The organism is Vibrio mimicus CAIM 602, assembly GCF_000338875.1.
Taxonomy (GTDB): domain Bacteria; phylum Pseudomonadota; class Gammaproteobacteria; order Enterobacterales; family Vibrionaceae; genus Vibrio; species Vibrio mimicus.
The window spans coordinates 19,378-40,022 of the sequence record NZ_AOMO01000038.1; the positions used below are offsets into that span (position 1 = coordinate 19,378).

Annotated in this window: 16 protein-coding genes; 9 read left to right on the forward strand and 7 right to left on the reverse strand. The window is 45.8% G+C overall.

The features are described from left to right. Positions 1 to 57: 57 nt before the first annotated feature. Positions 58 to 1,284, reverse strand: a complete 1,227-nt coding sequence (gltS, locus tag D908_RS07055) for a sodium/glutamate symporter (RefSeq protein WP_005525317.1) — start codon at positions 1,282 to 1,284, stop codon at positions 58 to 60. 634 nt (positions 1,285 to 1,918) lie between these two features. On the opposite strand from gltS, the gene D908_RS07050 reads away from it, so the two are divergent. The 6 genes from D908_RS07050 (at position 1,919) to D908_RS07025 (ending at position 8,227) form a co-directional block, all read left to right on the forward strand. Further along, a complete protein-coding gene (locus D908_RS07050; RefSeq protein WP_001108572.1) occupies positions 1,919 to 2,830 on the forward strand; it encodes a polyprenyl-phosphate transporter in 912 nt (303 codons plus the stop codon). 182 nt (positions 2,831 to 3,012) lie between these two features. After that, positions 3,013 to 3,432, forward strand: coding sequence for a hypothetical protein (locus D908_RS07045; RefSeq protein WP_000992665.1), 420 nt, complete (start codon positions 3,013 to 3,015; stop codon positions 3,430 to 3,432). Then, positions 3,429 to 4,025 carry an SCO family protein gene (locus tag D908_RS07040; protein WP_000042314.1) on the forward strand — a complete coding sequence of 199 codons (597 nt, stop codon included), beginning with the start codon at positions 3,429 to 3,431 and terminating at the stop codon, positions 4,023 to 4,025. Before D908_RS07045 ends, D908_RS07040 begins: the two co-directional genes overlap by 4 nt. 117 nt (positions 4,026 to 4,142) lie before the next feature. After that, positions 4,143 to 4,598: a copper chaperone PCu(A)C gene (locus tag D908_RS07035; RefSeq protein ID WP_000769858.1), complete on the forward strand. Its 456-nt coding sequence runs from the start codon at positions 4,143 to 4,145 to the stop codon at positions 4,596 to 4,598. A gap of 366 nt (positions 4,599 to 4,964) precedes the next feature. Beyond that, positions 4,965 to 6,182 carry a serine/threonine transporter SstT gene (sstT, locus tag D908_RS07030; RefSeq protein ID WP_001180726.1) on the forward strand — a complete coding sequence of 406 codons (1,218 nt, stop codon included), beginning with the start codon at positions 4,965 to 4,967 and terminating at the stop codon, positions 6,180 to 6,182. A gap of 260 nt (positions 6,183 to 6,442) precedes the next feature. Beyond that, the gene (locus D908_RS07025; RefSeq protein WP_005525320.1) at positions 6,443 to 8,227 is read left to right on the forward strand and encodes a M28 family metallopeptidase; all 1,785 of its coding nucleotides are present in this window, start codon (positions 6,443 to 6,445) and stop codon (positions 8,225 to 8,227) included. A gap of 60 nt (positions 8,228 to 8,287) precedes the next feature. On the opposite strand, the gene D908_RS07020 is transcribed toward D908_RS07025, so the two are convergent. Next, positions 8,288 to 9,040, reverse strand: coding sequence for a phosphatase PAP2 family protein (locus tag D908_RS07020; RefSeq protein ID WP_005525322.1), 753 nt, complete (start codon positions 9,038 to 9,040; stop codon positions 8,288 to 8,290). A gap of 228 nt (positions 9,041 to 9,268) precedes the next feature. Between D908_RS07020 and D908_RS07015 the strand changes: the two genes are divergently transcribed. Then, positions 9,269 to 10,099: an HDOD domain-containing protein gene (locus tag D908_RS07015; protein ID WP_005525323.1), complete on the forward strand. Its 831-nt coding sequence runs from the start codon at positions 9,269 to 9,271 to the stop codon at positions 10,097 to 10,099. A gap of 59 nt (positions 10,100 to 10,158) precedes the next feature. Here D908_RS07015 and D908_RS07010 read toward each other — a convergent pair whose 3' ends face one another. From D908_RS07010 to D908_RS06995, 4 genes are all read right to left on the reverse strand, one after another. Then, positions 10,159 to 12,033: a PhoX family protein gene (locus D908_RS07010; protein ID WP_005525324.1), complete on the reverse strand. Its 1,875-nt coding sequence runs from the start codon at positions 12,031 to 12,033 to the stop codon at positions 10,159 to 10,161. A gap of 239 nt (positions 12,034 to 12,272) precedes the next feature. Beyond that, positions 12,273 to 13,109, reverse strand: a complete 837-nt coding sequence (locus D908_RS07005) for an arginase family protein (RefSeq protein ID WP_005525325.1) — start codon at positions 13,107 to 13,109, stop codon at positions 12,273 to 12,275. A gap of 6 nt (positions 13,110 to 13,115) precedes the next feature. Continuing rightward, positions 13,116 to 13,850 (reverse strand): IclR family transcriptional regulator, encoded by a 735-nt coding sequence (locus D908_RS07000; RefSeq protein WP_000005050.1) that lies wholly within the window; start codon positions 13,848 to 13,850, stop codon positions 13,116 to 13,118. A 388-nt stretch (positions 13,851 to 14,238) separates the two neighbouring features. Further along, a complete protein-coding gene (locus tag D908_RS06995) occupies positions 14,239 to 16,782 on the reverse strand; it encodes a glycosyl hydrolase family 18 protein (RefSeq protein ID WP_005525326.1) in 2,544 nt (847 codons plus the stop codon). Between the two features lie 431 nt (positions 16,783 to 17,213). Between D908_RS06995 and D908_RS06990 the strand changes: the two genes are divergently transcribed. Further along, positions 17,214 to 17,846, forward strand: coding sequence for a DUF2057 family protein (locus tag D908_RS06990; protein WP_005525327.1), 633 nt, complete (start codon positions 17,214 to 17,216; stop codon positions 17,844 to 17,846). A gap of 105 nt (positions 17,847 to 17,951) precedes the next feature. Here D908_RS06990 and D908_RS06985 read toward each other — a convergent pair whose 3' ends face one another. Continuing rightward, complete coding sequence (locus tag D908_RS06985) at positions 17,952 to 19,340, reverse strand: SLC13 family permease (RefSeq protein ID WP_001081275.1); 1,389 nt, start codon at positions 19,338 to 19,340, stop codon at positions 17,952 to 17,954. Positions 19,341 to 19,650: 310 nt separating this feature from the next. On the opposite strand from D908_RS06985, the gene D908_RS06980 reads away from it, so the two are divergent. Further along, a complete protein-coding gene (locus D908_RS06980; protein WP_001002375.1) occupies positions 19,651 to 20,607 on the forward strand; it encodes an AEC family transporter in 957 nt (318 codons plus the stop codon). Positions 20,608 to 20,645 lie beyond the last annotated feature (38 nt).

Sequence of the window (20,645 nt, forward strand, 5' to 3'; positions counted from 1 at the left end):
ACAGCCGCGTTAATACGCGGCTGTTGTTTTAAGAACTCATGAGTTCATCGACCTGATTCATCCCAGAAACGAGATGTACCCCTGCAGGATAATCAGGTTAACAATGTCGATAAAGAAAGCACCGACAATCGGCACCACCATGAAAGCCTGCGGTGAAGGGCCAAAGCGCTTCACGACTGATCCCATGTTCATCACTGCTGTTGGTGTAGCTCCTAAGCCAAAACCACAATGTCCGGCGGAAATTACCGCGGCATCATAATTTGAGCCCATGACTTTGAATGTCACAAAGTAGCTGAAAATCCCCAACACCACCGACTGAATGGCAAGGATCACCAGAAATGGCAGCGCCAAATCAAAGATGTTCCACAGCTTCAAACTCATCAGCGCCATCGCTAAAAACAGCGAAAGCGAGACCGTACCCAAGATATCGACCGTTTCAGCATCCAACTTACGCAGCTTAGTCACTTCAAGAATGTTGGTAATGAAAACCCCAATAAACAAGGCATACACAAAATCTGGGATCATCAACCAGCGGATCTCGAAGGTTTTGACCCAAACCTCTAGGTACTTCGCCCCCGTAACGCATATGAGCAAGATAAACAGTATTTCAATCACCTTTTTCGCGGTGACTTTATCTTCTTCATATTCGTTATATGTAACGAGCTCAGGGAAGCGAGAATGAGCTTGGGTTCCGCGCCCGTATTCGGATTCGATACCGTGCTTATCAACCAGCTTTTGCGCAACTGGGCTACCAATGATGCCACCGATGATCAAACCAAAAGTTGCTGACGCCATCGCGATTTCTAAAGTGTTGGTTAAACCATAGTTCTCTGCCAAGGTGTTCGCCCAAGCCGCCCCCGTACCGTGACCACCGGATAAGGTAATTGAGCCTGCAATCAAGCCCAGCAGCGGATCTAGCCCTAAGCCAGCAGCAAGAGACACCCCGACACCATTTTGGATAATGATGAACAGTGAAGCCACCGCCAAAAACAGGAACACTTTCGCGCCACCTTTCATCAACTGGGTATAGTTAGCCGCCAAACCTACCGTGCTAAAAAACATCAGCATGAAGACATTTTGTAACGGCAGGGAAAATTCCATATCGATACCATTGAAATGCAGACCGGTGATCACGCAGGCAACCACTAATCCACCCACAATGGGTTCTGGAATATTGAATTTGGTTAAAACGGGCAGTTTGGAATTAATAAAGTGACCTAAAAACAGGACACTGATAGCAATCAGGAAAGACTCTAATGCTCCAATAGAAATGATCTGATTCATAGTACCTCTTAATTTTTCTAGCTCATCTCTCCTTGATAAGCGGGCGTCGGTGCCGGTTTGGTGACGCCAAAACACAACATCAATCCAGTGCGATAGTTATCCTCTAATAAACGGCCAAAAAGCCACATAAAGCAATGATACTGAACGGTTAGTTTTCCATTTAATGCTAATCATTAGCAAAAAAATAGTGAAAATAGCTGAGAATGATACCTAAAAGACAAAAAAATAGCCAATCGCAAGAACCGCGATTGGCTTATATATAGTGTGAACAATGCTATTCACTAACAACGTCAGTTGGCTAGGTGACCCTCGGCTTAACAAGGGTCGAACATAATAATGCAGGGATCGTGCCAACTTATTAAACCCTATTTTTGTGATACTTTGTCAAAAATCATTAACTTAAGTGACCTTTTATTGCAATTTGCGAATTGCAAATTGCAATAAGCCGCAATATGGATATGAATGCTATTGTTGAGCATGCATGCGACACATTAAATCCGCATAAACAATGTCGACCTGATCTCAAGTAGCAAAAGAGCATGTTCAAACCCTCAGCGACTCGCTAGTGCAGGTAGGCTGCAAGTTAAAACAGAACAGGTATAATGGCGGCCTTATTCAATTGGCAGGAAAAACAATGAACTACTTGAGCACCTATTTAAAAGGTTTAGCGATGGGCGCCGCCGACGTCGTTCCCGGTGTATCAGGCGGAACCATCGCCTTTATCACGGGGATTTATGATACTCTGTTGGAAAGCATTCGTCGTATTAACCCCAGTTTACTCACGGTGTGGAAGGAACAAGGCTTTGCAGGAGCATTCCGTCATATCAACGGCTTGTTCTTGATCACTCTGTTTGGTGGCATTTTCACTAGCATCGCCACATTAGCCAAACTCATTTCTTGGTTGTTGGTTGCTCATCCCATTCCTATTTGGTCTTTTTTCTTTGGCTTAATTCTGGTTTCGGTTTGGCACATGTTGCGCCAAGTGGAGCAAAAGACGGTTTCACGAGCCCTCTATCTCATCGCTGGTGCTATTTTCGCTTACGGCATTACTGTGCTTAATCCATTAAATCTTGAGCCGACTTACCTCAATGTGCTGCTTTCTGGTGCGATTGCAATTTGTGCAATGATCCTACCTGGCATTTCAGGAAGTTTCATTTTGCTGCTGATTGGGATGTACGCTCCTGTGCTAGGTGCTGTTAAAACCCTGCAGGTGGACATTCTGGCGCTCTTTTTAACTGGATGTATTATCGGGTTACTCAGCTTCTCGCATGTGCTGTCATGGCTGCTGCGACGCTACCGCGATATCACATTAACCTTCCTGACAGGCTTAATGCTCGGTACTCTGCCTAAAATCTGGCCTTGGAAAGAAACCTTGTCTTGGCGTGTTAACTCCAGTGGCGAGCAAGTTCCACTGCTGCAACGTAATTTGTCGCCTTTTGAGTTTGAAGCACTAACTTCGCAACCTTCACAATGGGTGTTGGCCATCGTATTGATGCTCGCTGCGGTGGCTTTGGTATTAGGTTTAGAAAAGTACGCAGAAAAATAAACCTAGGCTGTTCATCACTCCCCTGAACAGCCAATCCATATCAACACAAATGAATTCAAGGCGATGAATATCGCCTTGATTTTTCTAAGAGCCTCTGCACATTTCCCCGGTTTTCAACCTCCGCACTTCTTCACTTCATGCTAACATCGCCGCCATTCACTCAACTTTGGAATAATGATGTGATGAACGCATTAAAAGGGATTGCGATCCTACTTGCGCTCGGTGCAGGTTTCTTTGCCACCGATCTTCTCACTTGGCTTCAACAGCCCAAACGAAATCTTAGCGACTACTGCCAACTGTCACAAAGTGGCTGTGAGCAAGCAGGCGTTACTATGACTCTCGCTCAAGATAAAGCACACCCATTGGTCGCCAATCGGCTCACCGTGCATTGGCCAAATTCCGATGCGCAAAACCTGATCCTGACTCTAGAAGGCGTTGAGATGAATATGGGCAGCGCAAAGTTTTCTTTATCACCTACCGCAAAAGGCATTTACAGCGCAGACATTATTCTGCCTGTGTGTACTTCCGATTCAATGACATGGGTTGGTGAGCTAAGCGATGGCACAAAAACGGTTTACCCAGCAATTAGGATGGAACGATGAGTAAAAACTGGTCACTGATCTTAGTGGTCGCCTTCACGCTCGGTTTTGGAGTGAAAGCTTACCTCGATAGCCAACACAAATTGGCAGAGCAGAATTCAGCCCCAATCACTTTGTTTGGTGAAAACCAAAAAGCCGTGCAAATCTTTGATCAAGCCGACCCAAGAATTCGGATTGTCTATTTTGGCTTTACGCGCTGCCCGGATGTCTGTCCAACCTCTTTAGCCATGCTTGCTGGGGCACTGAATCAAATTGATGACAACGCCAAATCTAAGCTGCGCCCTATGTTTATTTCACTCGACCCTGAGCGAGATGACGCTCAACTGGCTGCTCAGTATGCGCATTATTTTCATCCGATGATTGAAGGTGTTTCAGGCTCGCTCACCACCACTGAGCAGCTAGCCAAGACTTACGGTGTAATTTTCCGTAAAACGGAATTACCCAATTCTGAGTTGAAGTACACCTTGGATCACAGCTCTTATTTCTATTTCTTGCAGCCGGATGGCACCTTGATCAATAAAGTGCCGCATACCCAAGACCCCGCTCCTATTGTGGAAGCGATAAAAACCACCCTATACCCAAACAACCTGAAGTAGTCATTAGATAACTGGTGAGTTCCCCCCATGAGCCTAGATAAACTCTACGATTGGGGTGAACACACTTAACCACCACGACTCCAAGTGGGAAGGGTATACAATCAAAAGGATAATTTGATGAAACTTAAAACTTTGCTTCTTTCTAGCCTACTGCTCAGCACTTCTGCCTTCGCTCAGTCTGATATCATGTTCAACCAACCTTATGCTCGTGCCACGCCGCCAGCTGCGGTCAACAGTGCTTTATTTGGTGAAGTGATGAACCACGGTGCCGTAGAGCGTTACATTGTTTCTGTCACCAGCGAAGTCGCAGACAAAGTTGAACTGCATGATGTCATCAAAGAAGGTGACGTGATGAAAATGCGCCAAGTTGAAGAGTTTGTGATCCCCGCTCAAAGCACCTTAGTTTTGAAGCCCGGCAGTTTGCACATCATGTTGCTAGGTTTGAAAAAACCACTGCAAGAAGGCGAGAATATCGAAGTGGAAGTCACTTTTAAAAACGGTGAAAAGCAGGTCATCACTGCTCCAGTGAAAAAAGTGATGTCGGGTATGGCTCAACAACACGGCTCACACTAAGCCAGAGCTGTTGCTGACTCAAACTCAACGGTCAGTAATCTCTATATAAAACAAACAGGGTGGAGTCATTCGCCCTGTTTTGTTATTCCCAAACAAGCCTTTCTCTTTTTCAAACTCTAGAACAATAGCCGTTTTCGATGATTTTGTGACCTTTCGCATTTATTGATATAGCAAACACAATACTGAATCTCCCGTTTCTTAACGTTAGGCAACAAATCAATCACTTCCTCTCAAAATTCTCAACTTATCACGGCTATTATCAATTATCGGTAGACACATTATCTTGTGTGGTTAATATTGGAGGCCTTCAGGATTAATGACTGAAGCTACAATAATTCAAATGTTTTATGATTCGCAGGGATAATTATGCAAAACAACTCGTTTATAGCACGTTTTGCGCGTGGAAATCTGGTATTACAAATCTTAGCTGGCATTCTCTTAGGTTCTGCCCTAGCTATTTTTTCGCCAGAATACGCCCAAAAAGTGGGATTACTTGGTAACTTATTCGTAGGTGCATTGAAAGCCGTTGCACCTGTCCTAGTGTTTATTTTGGTGGCATCATCAATTGCTAACCAGAAGAAAAACCAGCACACTTACATGCGTCCGATCGTTGTGCTCTACCTATTTGGCACCTTTTCAGCAGCACTGACCGCCGTTATTTTAAGCTTCCTATTTCCAACGACACTGACACTCGTGAGTGGCGCGGAAGGGGCAACACCACCACAAGGCATTGCAGAAGTTCTCAATACTTTACTGTTCAAGCTGGTTGATAACCCAGTGAATGCACTGATGAGCGCAAACTACATCGGTATTCTGGCTTGGGGTGTGGGCTTAGGTTTGGCACTACACCATGCATCGACCACTACGAAAGCAGTATTTGAAGATCTTAGCCACGGCATTTCGCAGATCGTACGCTTCATTATCCGTCTTGCTCCATTCGGTATCTTTGGCTTAGTCGCATCAACCTTTGCAACCACAGGCTTTGGTGCTTTAGCGGGCTATGCTCAACTATTAGCCGTTCTGCTTGGTGCAATGGCCTTCATCGCGTTAGTGGTTAACCCGCTTATCGTGTACTACAAAATCCGTCGTAACCCTTTCCCACTGGTACTCCAATGCCTACGTGAAAGTGGTGTAACGGCGTTCTTCACTCGCTCTAGTGCAGCCAATATTCCAGTAAACATGGCACTGTGTGAAAAACTCAAGTTGGATGAAGATACTTACTCTGTTTCTATCCCTCTGGGTGCAACCATTAACATGGCCGGCGCAGCAATCACCATCACAGTGCTCACTCTTGCCGCAGTACACACTATGGGTATCGAAATCGATCTAATGACGGCTCTTCTGCTTAGTGTGGTTGCGGCAGTTTCTGCGTGTGGCGCATCGGGTGTCGCAGGTGGCTCACTACTGCTGATCCCACTTGCGTGTGGTCTGTTTGGTATTTCTAACGATATCGCGATGCAAGTTGTCGCAGTTGGCTTCATTATCGGTGTGATTCAAGACTCAGCAGAAACTGCACTAAACAGCTCAACTGACGTCATTTTCACTGCGGCAGTTTGCCAAGCTGCACATGATGAACGAGTTTAAGTAAGCTTAAATTTCTTTCTTCTTCGTGGCTCTTCAAAAGACGCTCTTATGAGCGTCTTTTTTAATAACAAATATAATGTTAACAATAGCTTATGATGTGTTTTCTGTGATCTCCTTTCTCATATTAGGCAATCAGTTGCTTTATTTCACACCATTCTTTGACCTTAATTCATGATGTAGAAAAATCCATCAAATTAACATTTGATTAACACCAATTCTGCTGAACAATGACTCTGTCTAACTGACACAAGGAGTCTAAGATGCAAGCACGCACTATAACCAAAACCTTCCTCGCCACTTCAATCAGTACCGTATTACTTAGCGGATGTTATTGGGATGATCCTCAATGGGTTGCAAACAAAGTCAGCCAATCTATTGACCGCAGCGATGTGGTGGACCACCTACAAATCCTTGAAGGTATTTCATCTCCTACGCCAGATGGTACATCCATCACTCGCGCAGCGGGGTCCGCAGGTTATCAAGAATCTGTGGACTACATTATCGAAACGATGAGAGAGCTGGGCTATGAAGTCACCACTCAAGAGTTTGATTTTCGTTCTTGGGCAGAGCTTGGCGGCACAAAACTGAATGTCGCCGGAGTCGATCTCATCAGCTCGAAACAAGCACCAGAAGGCACTGAAGGTGATTTTTCTGTTCTCTCTTATGCGGGTAGCTCAAATGGAGAATTAACTGGGGAACTAGTCTTCATTACCCCGGATTTTGACTTTACCTCTCCCACTTACGATGGCAGCGATGGCTGTGAAGCGACCGATTTTGCTGGCATCGATCTTCAAGGAAAAATTGCCGTTATCCAACGTGGCACCTGTGGTTTTAGCGATAAAGTTGTTAACGCTCAGCAAGCGGGTGCGAAAGCCGTTATCGTTTTCAACCAAGGAAACAGCGCGGGCCGTACAGGTTTATTCAGTGGTACACTAAGCAACACCAGCACAGCCACTATTCCAGCCTTCGGAGTGCCTTTCCAACTGGGTAAAAATTGGTTCGATGCCGCTCAATCCGCTGCGATTCCCGTGACACTGACGCTCAACGTTGAGGACAAGATGATTGTGACTCAAAACGTGTTAGCTGAGACTCGCAAAGGTAACCCTGACCAAGTGGTTATGCTTGGCGCTCACTTAGACTCAGTACCTGAAGGTCCGGGGATTAACGACAACGGTTCCGGTACCGCGGGCTTGTTAGAATACGCAGAAAAGCTGGCCAAACTCAAAGTACCTGTGAAGAACAAAGTTCGCTTTGCTTGGTGGGCTGCTGAAGAAGCGGGGCTAGTCGGCTCAAATCACTATACTAAAGCGCTTTTCGAGCCTCTCTACCAACAAGCTCAACAGCAAATCATGGATGAGTTAGGCATTAGCGATCCAGCGCAACTGACTGAAGCGCAGAAAGATCTTGTTGAAGCTCGTTATACTCAACTCAACAAAATCAAGCTCTACCTGAACTTCGACATGATTGGCTCACCCAACTACATTTTCGGGGTGATGGATGGCGATCTGTCTGATACCAAAAATAGCCCTGATAACGCCTACACTGGTGATTTCAAACCGCCATTTGGTACGTCAGATATCGAGCTTCGCTTCAATGATTTTTTCACCGACAAAGGCGAAGGGACGGTTCCACAAGCGCTTTCTAAACGTTCTGACTATGCAGGGTTTGCAGATTGGGGCGTAGCGTTTGGTGGACTCTTCACTGGCGCGGAAAGAACCAAAACGGCTGAAGAAGTGGCGAAATTTGGTGGTGAAATTGATGTAGCCTACGACCATTGCTACCACCAAGCTTGTGATGATCTCAACAACATCAGCCAAAAAGCTCTGTACGTAAATACCCAAGCGTTAGCGTATGTCACCACTTACTACGCAATGAGCAAAACCTTATTCCCTGAAGAAGTGAATGCTGAACCTAAAGCGATGTCGAGACAGAGCTTCCGTCTACAACCGGTAGAGAAGCACCGTATTGGTACTACGCTGAAAGCGGCACACAGTGAATCCGATCACGGTCACTTCCATGGAGATTTTGACCAAGAAAAATTCTAACTTCATTGAAGTACGAGACTCGGTCAATCAAAAACAAAAAATGGGCGTCATGCCCATTTTTTACACCAGATGCATCCGCCGCAACCACGGCTGCCAACGTGGATGTTGCAGTGGATAGGTTTGCGGTACCAACAAATACAAGACACCGACCAACAAGGCAGCGCCTAAAAGGTCAATCGGATGATGCATTCCAAGCCACAATCGACTGTAGGCAACACTAATCGCCCAAGTTAGCAGTAAGCCAAGGCTAACGTAGTGTCTTTTCTCGGCAAGCAGGCTACCAAAAAAGAGTAAACAGACCATAGCGAACACGGTGTGCCCGGAAGGGAAAGAGTAATCCGTTTCGCCCTGCCAATGTTTAATTCGCCACGGACTCACTTTTGATTCCATCGCTAGCATCAAGGCTTCTTGTCTCGGTTCCGAAAGCTTATAAAAATGCCCTGCATTCGGTAACAACAGCGATTGTGTCATCAGTTCTGTGTAGGGTCTTGGCTCTTGAGTGACAACTTTCATCCCCGTTTTCATGACCATAGCTAAGCCGAGCAACAGCACCAATTGGATTGCTTTATTGAGCCACTGCTGGCGTGGTATTTGGCAGCGCCAACCGACCCACAGAACCAAAAACAGCAACGAAAAGAGAAAGCCTTCTTTGCCAGCTGAGTTCGTCAAATACGTCATGGCTTTTCCAACCGAATCACTCACCGGTTGATAAAAATCCAGCTGTAATGACAACACAGTTAAAGGAATCAACAGAAGGATAAACACCAGCAGTAATACCAAGGCACGTTTGCAGCTCGTAATGCGCGCTTTCATAACCATACTCCATCCCAGCACAGGATAAGCATTGTAAAATCCCTCTCTCGAGTAATGCCAATACCATGTCAATTTGCTGGCAAAAAACACTCATCCTTCGCTCGCAAAAACACAAAATAAATTAATGCTTAACTAACAATGAAGTAGCGGTTTCTCTTAATTCGGAAGTTGTATTGCCAAAAATCCATGTCCTATATTTTGGTGAAGCACCAGATAAGGAGAACAAACATGGTGAAGAATGCCTTGATTAATCGTTTGAATGAACTTCCTAGACTTTCTAAGGTTCTGCAAGAATTGCTGGATATGGCTAATCAGCCTGATGTAGATTTTCACAAGTTAAGTAAAAAAATCACCCTAGACCAGATCTTGACCGCGCGTTTGCTGCGCATGGCTAACTCTGCTTATTTTGGTGGCAATGGTCACATCGCTACCGTGAACGACGCGATCATTCGTGTTGGGATTGAATCGGTGCGCACACTGATTGTTGCTTCTGTTCTTTCCAGTACGTTTCCGAAGATTGATACGCTCAATCTCAATGAATACTGGACTAATACCTTTGAAACGGCGCTGATTGCCAGCAAAATTGCGGAACAAGTCGGTTTAGACAAGTCTGAGACTTTTACGACCGGGGTATTACACAATATCGGCGAGCTGATGATCCATACCTTAATGCCTAACGAAGCCGGACTAATTCAGCAAAAGATTACACAAGGGATAGATCCGATTTCGGCTCAAGAAGAAGTCTTAGGGATCTCGGCACCACGTATTGGAGCCATGTTAGCGAAAGAATGGAAATTCCCGTCTGAGATGGTGGATGCAATCAAGCATTTTGATGAACCACGCGAAGCGGAGATCTCGCCTAAATTAGCCGTAGCGATTCATTTTGCCCGCGACATTAACCGCTCTTGGGATGAGCTGGGGCAGACCAAAGAGAAGTCGGTTTACCTCGCCGATCACCCTGATTCACGCTTACTCAATATTTCTGCGACCTTCCAATCGACTATCGATGGAGTTCGTGGCAACGGTAAAGATTTAGCCACCCAACTTATGGCCGCTTAAAAAAACATCCCAAGAAGAGGCTCGTCTTCCTGGGATGAAAGGGGGTTAACTGAGGTGTATTACGCGCCGATCACTCCGCCATCTTCGCGCGTGATCATCATAATGGTTGAACGAGGCTTGCTATCACCACCATAAGGGAAATGTGATGGCGCAGCCTCTTCCCCCGGATGCTGAACCCCCACAAACATGGTCTTATGGTCTGGGCTAAACGTGAGACCTGTGATTTCACACGCAATCGGTCCAGTCAAGAAGCGTCTTACTTCACCCGTGATTGGATCACCACACAACATCTGGTTGTTACCCTGCCCTGCAAAGTCGCCTTTGTTGGAGTAGTTACCATCAGTTTGAATCCACAGGCGTCCTGCTGCATCAAAACCAATCCCATCAGGACTGTTAAACATGTTGTCGGCAGAAATGTTCTCGCTGCCCGCATACAAAGTTCCTTTATGTACTGTTGGGTTACCTGCAATCAGGTAAAGATCCCAAGCAAACACATCATTCGTATGATCACCCTGCGCTGGCATCCAACGTACGATCTGGCCGTAATTGTTCTTCTCACGAGGGTTCGGGCCACCAACCGGCTGGCCTTCTTTACCACGGTTTTTGTTGTTTGTCAGAGTGCAGAACACATGCTTTTTATCAGGGTGTACCGCGACCCACTCTGGGCGATCCATAGTTGTGGCCCCCACTTGAGTGGCCGCGCGGCGCGAAAAAATCAGCACTTCTGCCTGATCTTTAAAACCATTTTCAGGTGTGAGTCCATTTTTACCGAAGCTCAGCTCCATCCAGCGGCCGCTGCCTTTGAGTTCCTTGTCATTAATATCGAACTTGGCAACATAAAGTGTACCTTCCTCGAGCAACTGACGATTTTGCTCGTCATTACCCGCTTGGTAACGATGTTTTGAAACGAATTTGTACAGATGCTCACCACGTTCATCATCACCTAAATAAACCACGACATGACCATCTTTATTGACGACTAACGCTGCATTTTCATGTTTAAAACGCCCCAACGCCGTACGTTTGAGTGGTGTTGAATTGGGGTTATGCGGATCAATCTCTACCACCCAGCCAAAGCGATTGGGCTCATTCGGGTTCTTTGTCACATCAAAACGTGCATCATGTTTATGCCATTGATAGTCACTCGGCGCTGCTGAAATGCCATAGCGTTTTTGGTCAGCATTAACACTGCCTTCCTGATCAGCACCGAAGAAATCGTCAAAGTTTTCTTCACAAGTCAGATAAGTACCCCACGGGGTTTGGCCATTCGCACAGTTGTTAAAAGTACCAAGCACTTTTAAGCCCGTAGGGTCATCAGCGGTTTTCACCAAGTCATGTCCAGCCGCAGGACCAGTCATCATCATTGGGGTATACGCGGTGATTCGGCGGTTACGCTCACCATGACGATCCACCATCCATTGGCCATCTTTGCGAACCACTTCAACCACAGTCACACCGACCGCAGCCTGCGCTTTACGCACATCATCCGCGGTCATCGCTTTGCCTTGATGATCAAACAGATATTCGTAGTTGGTGTATTCATTGTTAATCGTAAGCACGCCACGATCTTCACTGATTGGGAAGAAACTCATTCCGTCCGTGTTATCACCAAACTGCATTTCTTGTGCTTTGGAATCCTGCTTGCCGCTTTGGTCAAATTCTGGAGCTTTAGCAAAAATAGGGTCACCCCAAGACATGAGTGGCGTCGCTTTATAACCTTTCGGAACAATCACAGTATCCTCTGTCGAAACTGGGATTGGAGAGAAATTGAGCAGAGTTGATTTGGCAGGTGCTGCCACCGCACTTGCTACTGGATTGAGGGCTAAAAATGCGCCGGCACTGACCGCTGCACTTCCGGCCAAGAAATGGCGTCGAGAAAGTTGTGCTTCGATCATTTCACTAAATTGAGATTCTTGCTCATCACGCTTCCACATTGGGGGGCTCCTTGACTTTATGTTTATATCCTGACGGTTCAGGTGAATTCATGTTGCGCAAGAGTAGCCGCCCAAAATGACTTCTCGGTGAAATTTATGTTGCTAAAAGATGACAATCGACAAAATAAACCAAAGAGTTAGAACGCAGTACTGTGTAAAAACAAGTCACAAGCGGTGACAATACCCAATGAAAAAAGCCACAGCAATTGCTGTGGCTTCGAAGAATATAATGAATTTATTTAAGCGGCATGCACTAAGTGCGGAGCCAAACTCATCAGCTCGTCCACAATTTCTTTCGTCTGTTTCGAGTAGATAAGTTTATCTTTTGCACCCACCAGTTGGATGTAGCGCACCTTACCGGAGAGCACAATTTGTCGAATCACACGCAACACAACTTGATTATCCAACACCTTGTGCGATTCCAAACCATTACTGGGAACCAAGGAAGCTAAATCAATGTTCACGGCTAACTGTTCGCAGTGTTCAATGTAGCCACTCAGTTGAGTTTTTATCTGAGTACGATTTAAAAATCCGCACTCTTCTTGGCTAACCCAATCGCAGCCCAAATCTTCTGCATACTCCAAAGTTTGGGCGGGTGCACTTTCCTTATCGATGCCGATCGCAAACAGCTTGGTTTGGTTAAAACGCGACAGCGCGAAATGAAATGCACTGCCCACTTGCAGATCCAAGGTTTGTTTTAGCTCAAAGCCATGCCCTATATGAACAATACCAATGTTCATATTCTCTTGCGCCAACACTGGCAAGCTGTGCAGCAAAATCTCATGACAGTTGGCAAAAGCAACCGGAATCACACCCATAGTGACTGATTGATTCAGCGCTTGCTGGTAGTGAGTATGGGTTTGGCCATCAAGCACATGATGGCTGGCATCCGCATACTTCAAACCTGATTGTTGCTGATATAACCAATCGGATGCCACATCTAAACTCTGCTGAGCAAACTCAAACTCTACCAGCGACATAGGCTTCACTCGTTGACACACTGTCATAAAGCCAAACGTTGACGTTGGATGACTGGATGTACGGTTTAAACGATAGCGTTTGAATAAGCTAAGCATGATCAATTACCTTTCTGGTGGCAATGCCCGTGCGGCCTGCAATACATGTAAAATTATCCGTTGTTTGTTGCTTTCCACTCGATGGGCGGGTGCCATCACCGAGATTGCCCCAATCAACTTACTCCCTTTCATTACCGGAGCACTGATCCCGGAAACGCCAGGATCAATTTCAGAAGTGCTCACGGCATATCCATGACGACGTATTTTTTCAAACTCGCTCTGCCATTTGTCTAGAGTCGGATCCTCGCCAAAATAGCGCAGGATCTTTTCACAACGCGCAGCAGGCATATACGCCAACATTACTTTAGATGAGGCACCTCGAAGCAGTGGTTGACTTTGACCCTGGACGAAGCTGCATCGAAGCGCCTGCATACTTTCTTTTTGGCTCACACACAGTGCTCGATAACCGACAGGCACCATATATGCAGCCATTTCCCCTGTCTGTTTTTGCAGACGACTTAACACAGCTTCAACCGCATCAAGATTGTGTTGGCTGGTTTCATAACTTCTCATCAACAGCAATGCTGCCGGACCGATGATCAAGGTTTTGTCGTGCGGACTTTCTTCTATCAAGTTCCACTCTTTGAGTAGTTTCAAATGTCGGTAAAGACTACTCAGTGGAACTTGCAGTTGTTCACTCAGTCCTTTAGCAGATACAGGTTCTGGGTTTACCGCAACTTGCATCAGCAATTGCAGTGATTTTTCATTAACTTGGTTTGCTGAAATCTTTGTTTCGCTCATGTGTGCTTTTTAGCCTTTAATGGTGGGCACCTCAAATCTTGATTCTTGTATATCGAGAAATAGAGAAGAATTAAAGGATTGCATTCCCACCAAGTGAGAATGAAGGCAAAATTGGGCAAATTACCCTAGAAAAATAAGCTTCGTTAGGCCTAACCACCAAGATCACTCGGTTCTTCCATTCATGACTAACTGTAAGTGATTGGGTATTGTATGTGGGTTACCAGCAAGTATTTCCTTATGAAAACAAAGGGCTTCAAGGGTCAGAATAAACAAATGATCGCTTTCACATAGAAGGCGGTCACCAAATAGAAAGAGGCTCTGCACATGCAGAGCCTCTCTTATTAGTTGAGAATCGTCATTTCATTGAGCTTCGCTCAATTGAAACCGATCAGTTAGTGGTACAGCTCGCTGCGCCTAAGTCTTTCCAAACGCCCCACTCACCAGATTTGCTTGGATCGTCGCCGCGTGTCCACCATTTGGCTTCCCACACTTTGCCAGCCCAAGTCACTTGTTGACCAGTATTGTACGTTGCTTCTGCACTCCACAGGTTAGTACAAGTGCCACCAGTGCTGGTTTTCAGTACGACAACTGCAGCAGATGCTTTCGCTGTTGCTTGACCATCACTCACCGTTACAGTGAAATTCAACGTTGTATCTTGGCTGTATTCACCCGCAACAAAAGTCACTTTTGCGCCTTGAACGGTAGCAGTCAGACCCACAGGCAGATCCCAAGTGAAGCTCAGGGCATCTTGGTCTGCATCGCTGGATGTAGAAGCATCAACAACCACAGTTTGGCCTGCGTTCACTGAAGCTGGTGCAGTAACTACGGCTACAGGTGCGGTGTTTCCAGGAGTCGTTGACTTTGGATTCACTGTCACAATCACTGTATCTGTTGCTGTTGCGCCTTTGTTGTCGGTAACAGTCAGCTTGAAGGTGAAGGTCTGCTTCGTTGTCACTTCAGCGGCGTTAAAGCTGGCTTTAGCAGTATTGGCACCCGTCAAGGTTACGGCTGTACCTGCGGTTTGCTCCCACAGGTAGCTTGCGATGGTACCGTCGCTGTCTCTTGATGCACTACCATCTAAAGAAACCGCTGCTGGGCCAGTTACCGTCACGTCCGCTCCTGCATTTGCAACAGGCGCTTTGTTCGCTGGAGGTGTTGTTGTGCCACCCGCTAAGCCTTCATGCATTGCATTGAGGATGTCGCCGTTGTCCGCATCAATTTCCCATGAGAACAAGCCTGCCAAGCCAAGGTTACGTACGTAAGAACCTTTCGCTTTGATAGAACGATCATCATCGAAAGTCACTAACTGACCCGTTGTACGGTTCCATACCCATGGCGCTTCTGCTTGCGCATCGTAGCCATATTCAAAACCATTCACGCCGGTATTGTTCGCACCCAACATATAAGTTTTGATGCCTTTGTAGTCGATTACGCCCGCTTCCCAAACACCTTGTGTGCTTGTGCCTTTCAGCTTGCCGTTACCAACGCCAGTCATTGGATCGTTAGGATCGGTGAGAGATGATGGCAACACGCCTTCCCAACCACGGCCGTACATTGCTGCACCTACCACTAGCTTGCTAGGTGGTACACCTTGCGCCAGCAGCAGTTGAATGCCGTTATCGGTTGTGTATGCAGGACCTTTGTACGGTTCGCCATTTTCATCAACGCCTTTGCCATCACATTGGCCAGGGCGCATGAACGAGCCACAATACAGTGCTGTTTGGTGACCCAATACGTTGTTCCAGCCGCCGTAGAAGTCATAGGTCATCGCGAAGATGTAGTCCATATACTGAACCGCTTGACCGTAGTTCACATCTTCAATCTTATCGTGACCAACACCGATCGCTGACGTCAGTTCATACTTACGGCCTGTTTCAGCTTCAAGCTCATTCAGCATTGCGCGTAGCTCTGCCATCAATGCCACATAAGCTGGGCCATCGTTCACTGGATCGCCTAGGTTAGCAGCTTGACCGCCGCCGCCAGGGAATTCCCAGTCAATATCCACACCGTCGTAGAACTTCCAAGTTTTCAGGAAGCGCTTAACTGAAGCAACGAACACATCACGCTTCGCTTTGTCAGTAAAGCTGAAGAAAGGATCTGACAGAGTCCAACCACCAATTGATGGGATGATTTTGAGATCTGGGTAAGTTTTCTTCAACGCCATCAACATGGCGTAGTTACCTTTGATTGGCGAGCTGAATTGGTGTCCAGCTTGTGGGAAGCTCTTTTGATAAGCCGCCCATGGGTCATGGATAACCACTTCATAATCAGGCACACCCTGACACGCCGTTTGTAGGGCGTTGAAGCTGTTGCCACCGACTGATTTTAGTGATTCGTTTGGACCACAAATTGGGATAAATCCATAGAGAATGTGAGTTAAGTTTTGTCCCGGAATGTTATCCACTGTGTATTTACGGTCGTAAATACCCCACTCAACAAAGTAAGTACCAACCACTGTGTTTTGTGGAATGGTGTAAGACTTGTTGTTCGGGTCAATATTCATGGTTAATGGCTTGAGGTGCGAGCCATCGGTATCCGCGATAGTGATTTCGGTTGGTGCACTCTTGGTACAGCCAGTCGCATCACAAGCTTCGATCACTAATTGATAAACGCCGCCCTTAGGATAAGTAAATTGGGCTGTAGTCTGACTACCTGTGATAGGACCAGTAGCGACTTCTACACCATCAAAATAGATCTTATAGGTGTTTCCAGGCACACCGCTCCATTGGTTGAACTTGAGCGTGATCGGTGCTTGGTCATGGTATTTCACCATTTGGTTGTAGCCCGCAGTGGCTTCCATTGCGAGCTCAATTTTCGAGAATTGCAGGTTATTCGACCCATAAACGTCAACACTAGGAGCCGAGGGTGCTGCCATCGCCGTGCTCGCCAGAGCACAAGCAATACTTGCGGCGCACAGAGTAATTCGATTCATAAGTTAAGTCTCTCTTTCCTTAGATATTTCACTTTTATCAATGACTGCCACCACACACATAACCCGCGTGAAGGCATCGAGCGTCAGTATCTGAGAGACTTTTTTATTTGCGAAAAAAAAATAAATCACTTTTCGAGGCACAATTCGCTAATTTTTCGAAATCAATGAGATGTTGCAGCAATTAAGCAACCTTGAGTCAAGAAATCGGAATTTTGACAAAACAAATTGGCATTCCTTGTTGATTTACGCTAATGAGAGGCAGGTTTAAAGCATATTTACCTTATTTTGTACGAAATATTCCTAGTGCCATTTTCTGTTAAGTTTCAGTGAATTTGCCATGTATTGTGAGACGAGAACCTTGCCTTTTGGCCATGAAGAGCGCACCCTTTGCCGCACTCGTCATAGAACGAAAAACAAAAAAGGATAGAAAAATGAAACCTATGCAGCGTCTCTCTTGTTTGCTTGCCCTTTGCTTTGCTGCATCAGCAAGTGCCAAAGTCACGATAGACATTCCAGACACTATCGACCTATTGGTAGTTAACGGCAGTAGCCCCAAACTCTCTGGTGGCTTTTTTGACGCCACGAAAAAGCTTGAGCTAGACGATGGCGAACAACAAATCGTGTTTCGCTACTCGCCTTATTTCAGCCAAGGTAGCGATCGCATCATCATCGACAGTGACGTGATCATCGCAACTTTCGATGCTGCCAACCAAGATTTCACGTTTGATATGCCCAAATATCGTGACGCCCCACAAGCGACAAAAGCCATCAAAAAAATGGAGTGGCAACTGGTTGATCAGCAAGGGAAAGCGATTGAGATGCGTCAGGATCGCTTAATCAAAGAAGGAATGCAGCTTGGACGTAACTTTGAGTTTGAAACGGCCGAATACAACCGTAAAGGCGGCATTGCAGCGCTAACCAGCTCTATCGCGACCCAACCACTGACTCAGCAAGAAGCCTCTAATGCTGCCGCTTCTGCTGCGGAAGAGATGCTGCATTTTTGGTACAACAAAGCGGATGAAGAAACGAAAGCTCGTTTCAAAGCTTTTGTGAATAAACAATAGTCACTTTCTTCGCATCTGCATGTTCTGATTCGCAATAGTAAATCAGCACCTAAATGTAAACGAGGCCATAGAGGCCTCGTTTTTCATTGCTCACTATTTAATAAATTATTGCCAAAAGAGCATCGCAATCGCCGTCAGTAAACCAATACAAGCGATGTTTAGATAAAGCCCTACACGCATCATCTCGCTCTGTTTGATATGACCAGATGCAAATACAATTGCATTGGGTGGCGTTGCCACTGGCAGCATAAAGGCACACGATGCAGCGACAGCAATCAATACTGACAATAGCACTGGAGACATTCCGAACGCTTCAGCAACGGTTGCAAACACAGGGATTAACAACGCTGCACTCGCCGTGTTACTAGCAAACTCGGTCAAAAACACCACAAAAGCTGCTACTACCAACACCACAACGAAAATGCCCATGTTTGAAACCATATCGCTCAGTGCGTTCGCTAAAAAGACGCTGGTTCCAGTCTGTTTTAGGATATTGCTCAAACATAAACCGCCTCCAAACAGGAGCAACACGCCCCAATCTGCAGTTTTCTGAATCTCTTTCCAGTGCACCACACGCGCAAAGCTGAGCATTAGGATCGCGCTTAGCGCAACGAGGGTATCAAAGCTTTTAAAACCACCAAGTGCCTTGTTTACCGGACCACTAAAAATCCATAAAAACACGGTTAAACCGAAAATAGCCAGAGTCACTACTTTGCCTTTGTCCCAATCGACAGGCTCACGCTCTAACGCAAAGGTTCCGCTTAGATTAGGTTTTAACAGAAGATATAAGAGAGCAATCGCCATCGGCAGCATCATTAACGCCGTTGGCAAACCAAATCTCATCCAATCTGTAAATGAAAGACCCACTTCGGCAGCCGCAATCGCATTGGGAGGGCTGCCAACCACAGTCGCAATACCACCAATACTGGCGCTGTAAGCAATGCCCAATAATACAAACACATAAGTGCTGCGTTGTTTGTCTGCATCCACTTTACTCAATACACCTAGGACCAAAGGCAGCATCATAGCGGCTGTAGCTGTGTTACTGATCCACATTGAGAGTAGAGCGGTGACGCCAAACAACATAAAAACGGCCACACTCATTTTGCCTTGTGCCATTGCTAGCACTTTATCGGCAATGACTTTATCCAACCCTTGATGGTGCATTGCAGCAGCAAGCGCAAAGCCACCTAAAAATAGGAAAATGATTGAGTTTGCGAAGTTATTTAATGCGGCTTGGGTTTCAAAAATACCAAAACCGACTGCCATTACAGGGACTAAAATAGCCGTCACGGTAACGTGCAAAGCTTCAGTCAGCCAAAGCACAGCAATAAATGCAAGGATACTGATCCCCAACACAACATTGTGTTCAAAAGGGAGGAAGTTATAGAGTGCGAGAAAGAGTACAACATCCGCCAAGACAATCAGGCTGTTTCGATGGAGAAACCATTCTCGGGTATTTGTGGGCAAAGGGACACTATCGTTTCTGTTCATTATTATTTTCCTTATGAGGGCCATCAGGCAGGGCAATGATCCCACAGATTCAAACAGAAAAGATAATTATCATTGCAAATTTGTTAACCTTATCAAAAGCATGGTTACAATTTTAACATACTGAAATAATTTGAAATTAATCGAGAGCTTACTTTGTAATCAAAGCATTTATACAAGCGTTTAAAACCTATTCACCACACAGATAACAACTGAGTAAAAATCGCTCATTGAGAATTCAATCAAAATCTCATTTGCCTTCGGGTAGATATGTGGAAGAATGCGGATATGCGAGCATATTCAAAGGATTGATATGAATGAGATCATAGCCCAGCTGCAATTTTCGGCCACCATCACAGGCCCGATCTGTTTGATGTTATGTTTAGGCGTGTTTTTCAAGCGCATCAATCTGATTAACGAGAATTTCATTGAAGTTGCTTCACGCATTGTTTTTCAAGTGACATTACCTGCCATGTTGTTTCTGAGCATCGTCAGCTCAAAGCACGACTTTTCCTCCAGTATGTCTCTCGTGTTGTATAGCTTAATCGCTAATGTCCTCTTTTTTATTTTTACACTATTCAGTACACGTAAATTCACCGATAAGCCACACGACTGGGGAGTGATCACTCAAGGTGGATTTCGTGCTAATACCGCGATTATTGGTTTAGCCTATGTTGCCAATACCTACGGCAATGCTGGGGTCGCCTTAGCCGCTATCTATGTTGCCGCCACAACTGTCTTATTCAATATTCAGGCTGTCATCGCCCTCACACCAAGAGGGGAAAGTAATGGCTGGCAAGCGGGAAAATTAATGTTTAAAACATTAACCAAAAACCCGCTAATCATTGCGATTATGCTTGGTGTGGTTTGCTACATCGCCAGTGTGCCTATCCCACGAATAGTGACTGATGCAGGTCAGTACTTTGCCAATATGACCTTGCCATTAGCCTTGCTCTGCACTGGCGGATCCCTCAATTTGAACTCTTTAAAAGAGGATCGAAATTCAGCTTGGTTTGCTACTGGCTATAAGCTCATTCTCTCACCTTTGCTGATCACTGGTGGTGCATGGTTACTTGGATTCCGTGGTTTAGATCTCGGGCTACTTTTCTTGATGACTTCTGCTCCTACCGCGGCGGCAAGTTATGTGATGGCGCGAGCAATGGGTGGTAATTCTACTCTTGCCGCCAATATTATTGCCCTTACTACTGTATTTTCACTGTTCACTTGCACGCTTGGTATTTTCCTGCTTTCTAGTTTTGGCGTGATCTAATCACCACAGGTGAGCACTGGATCGCAAATTCTCTCTTA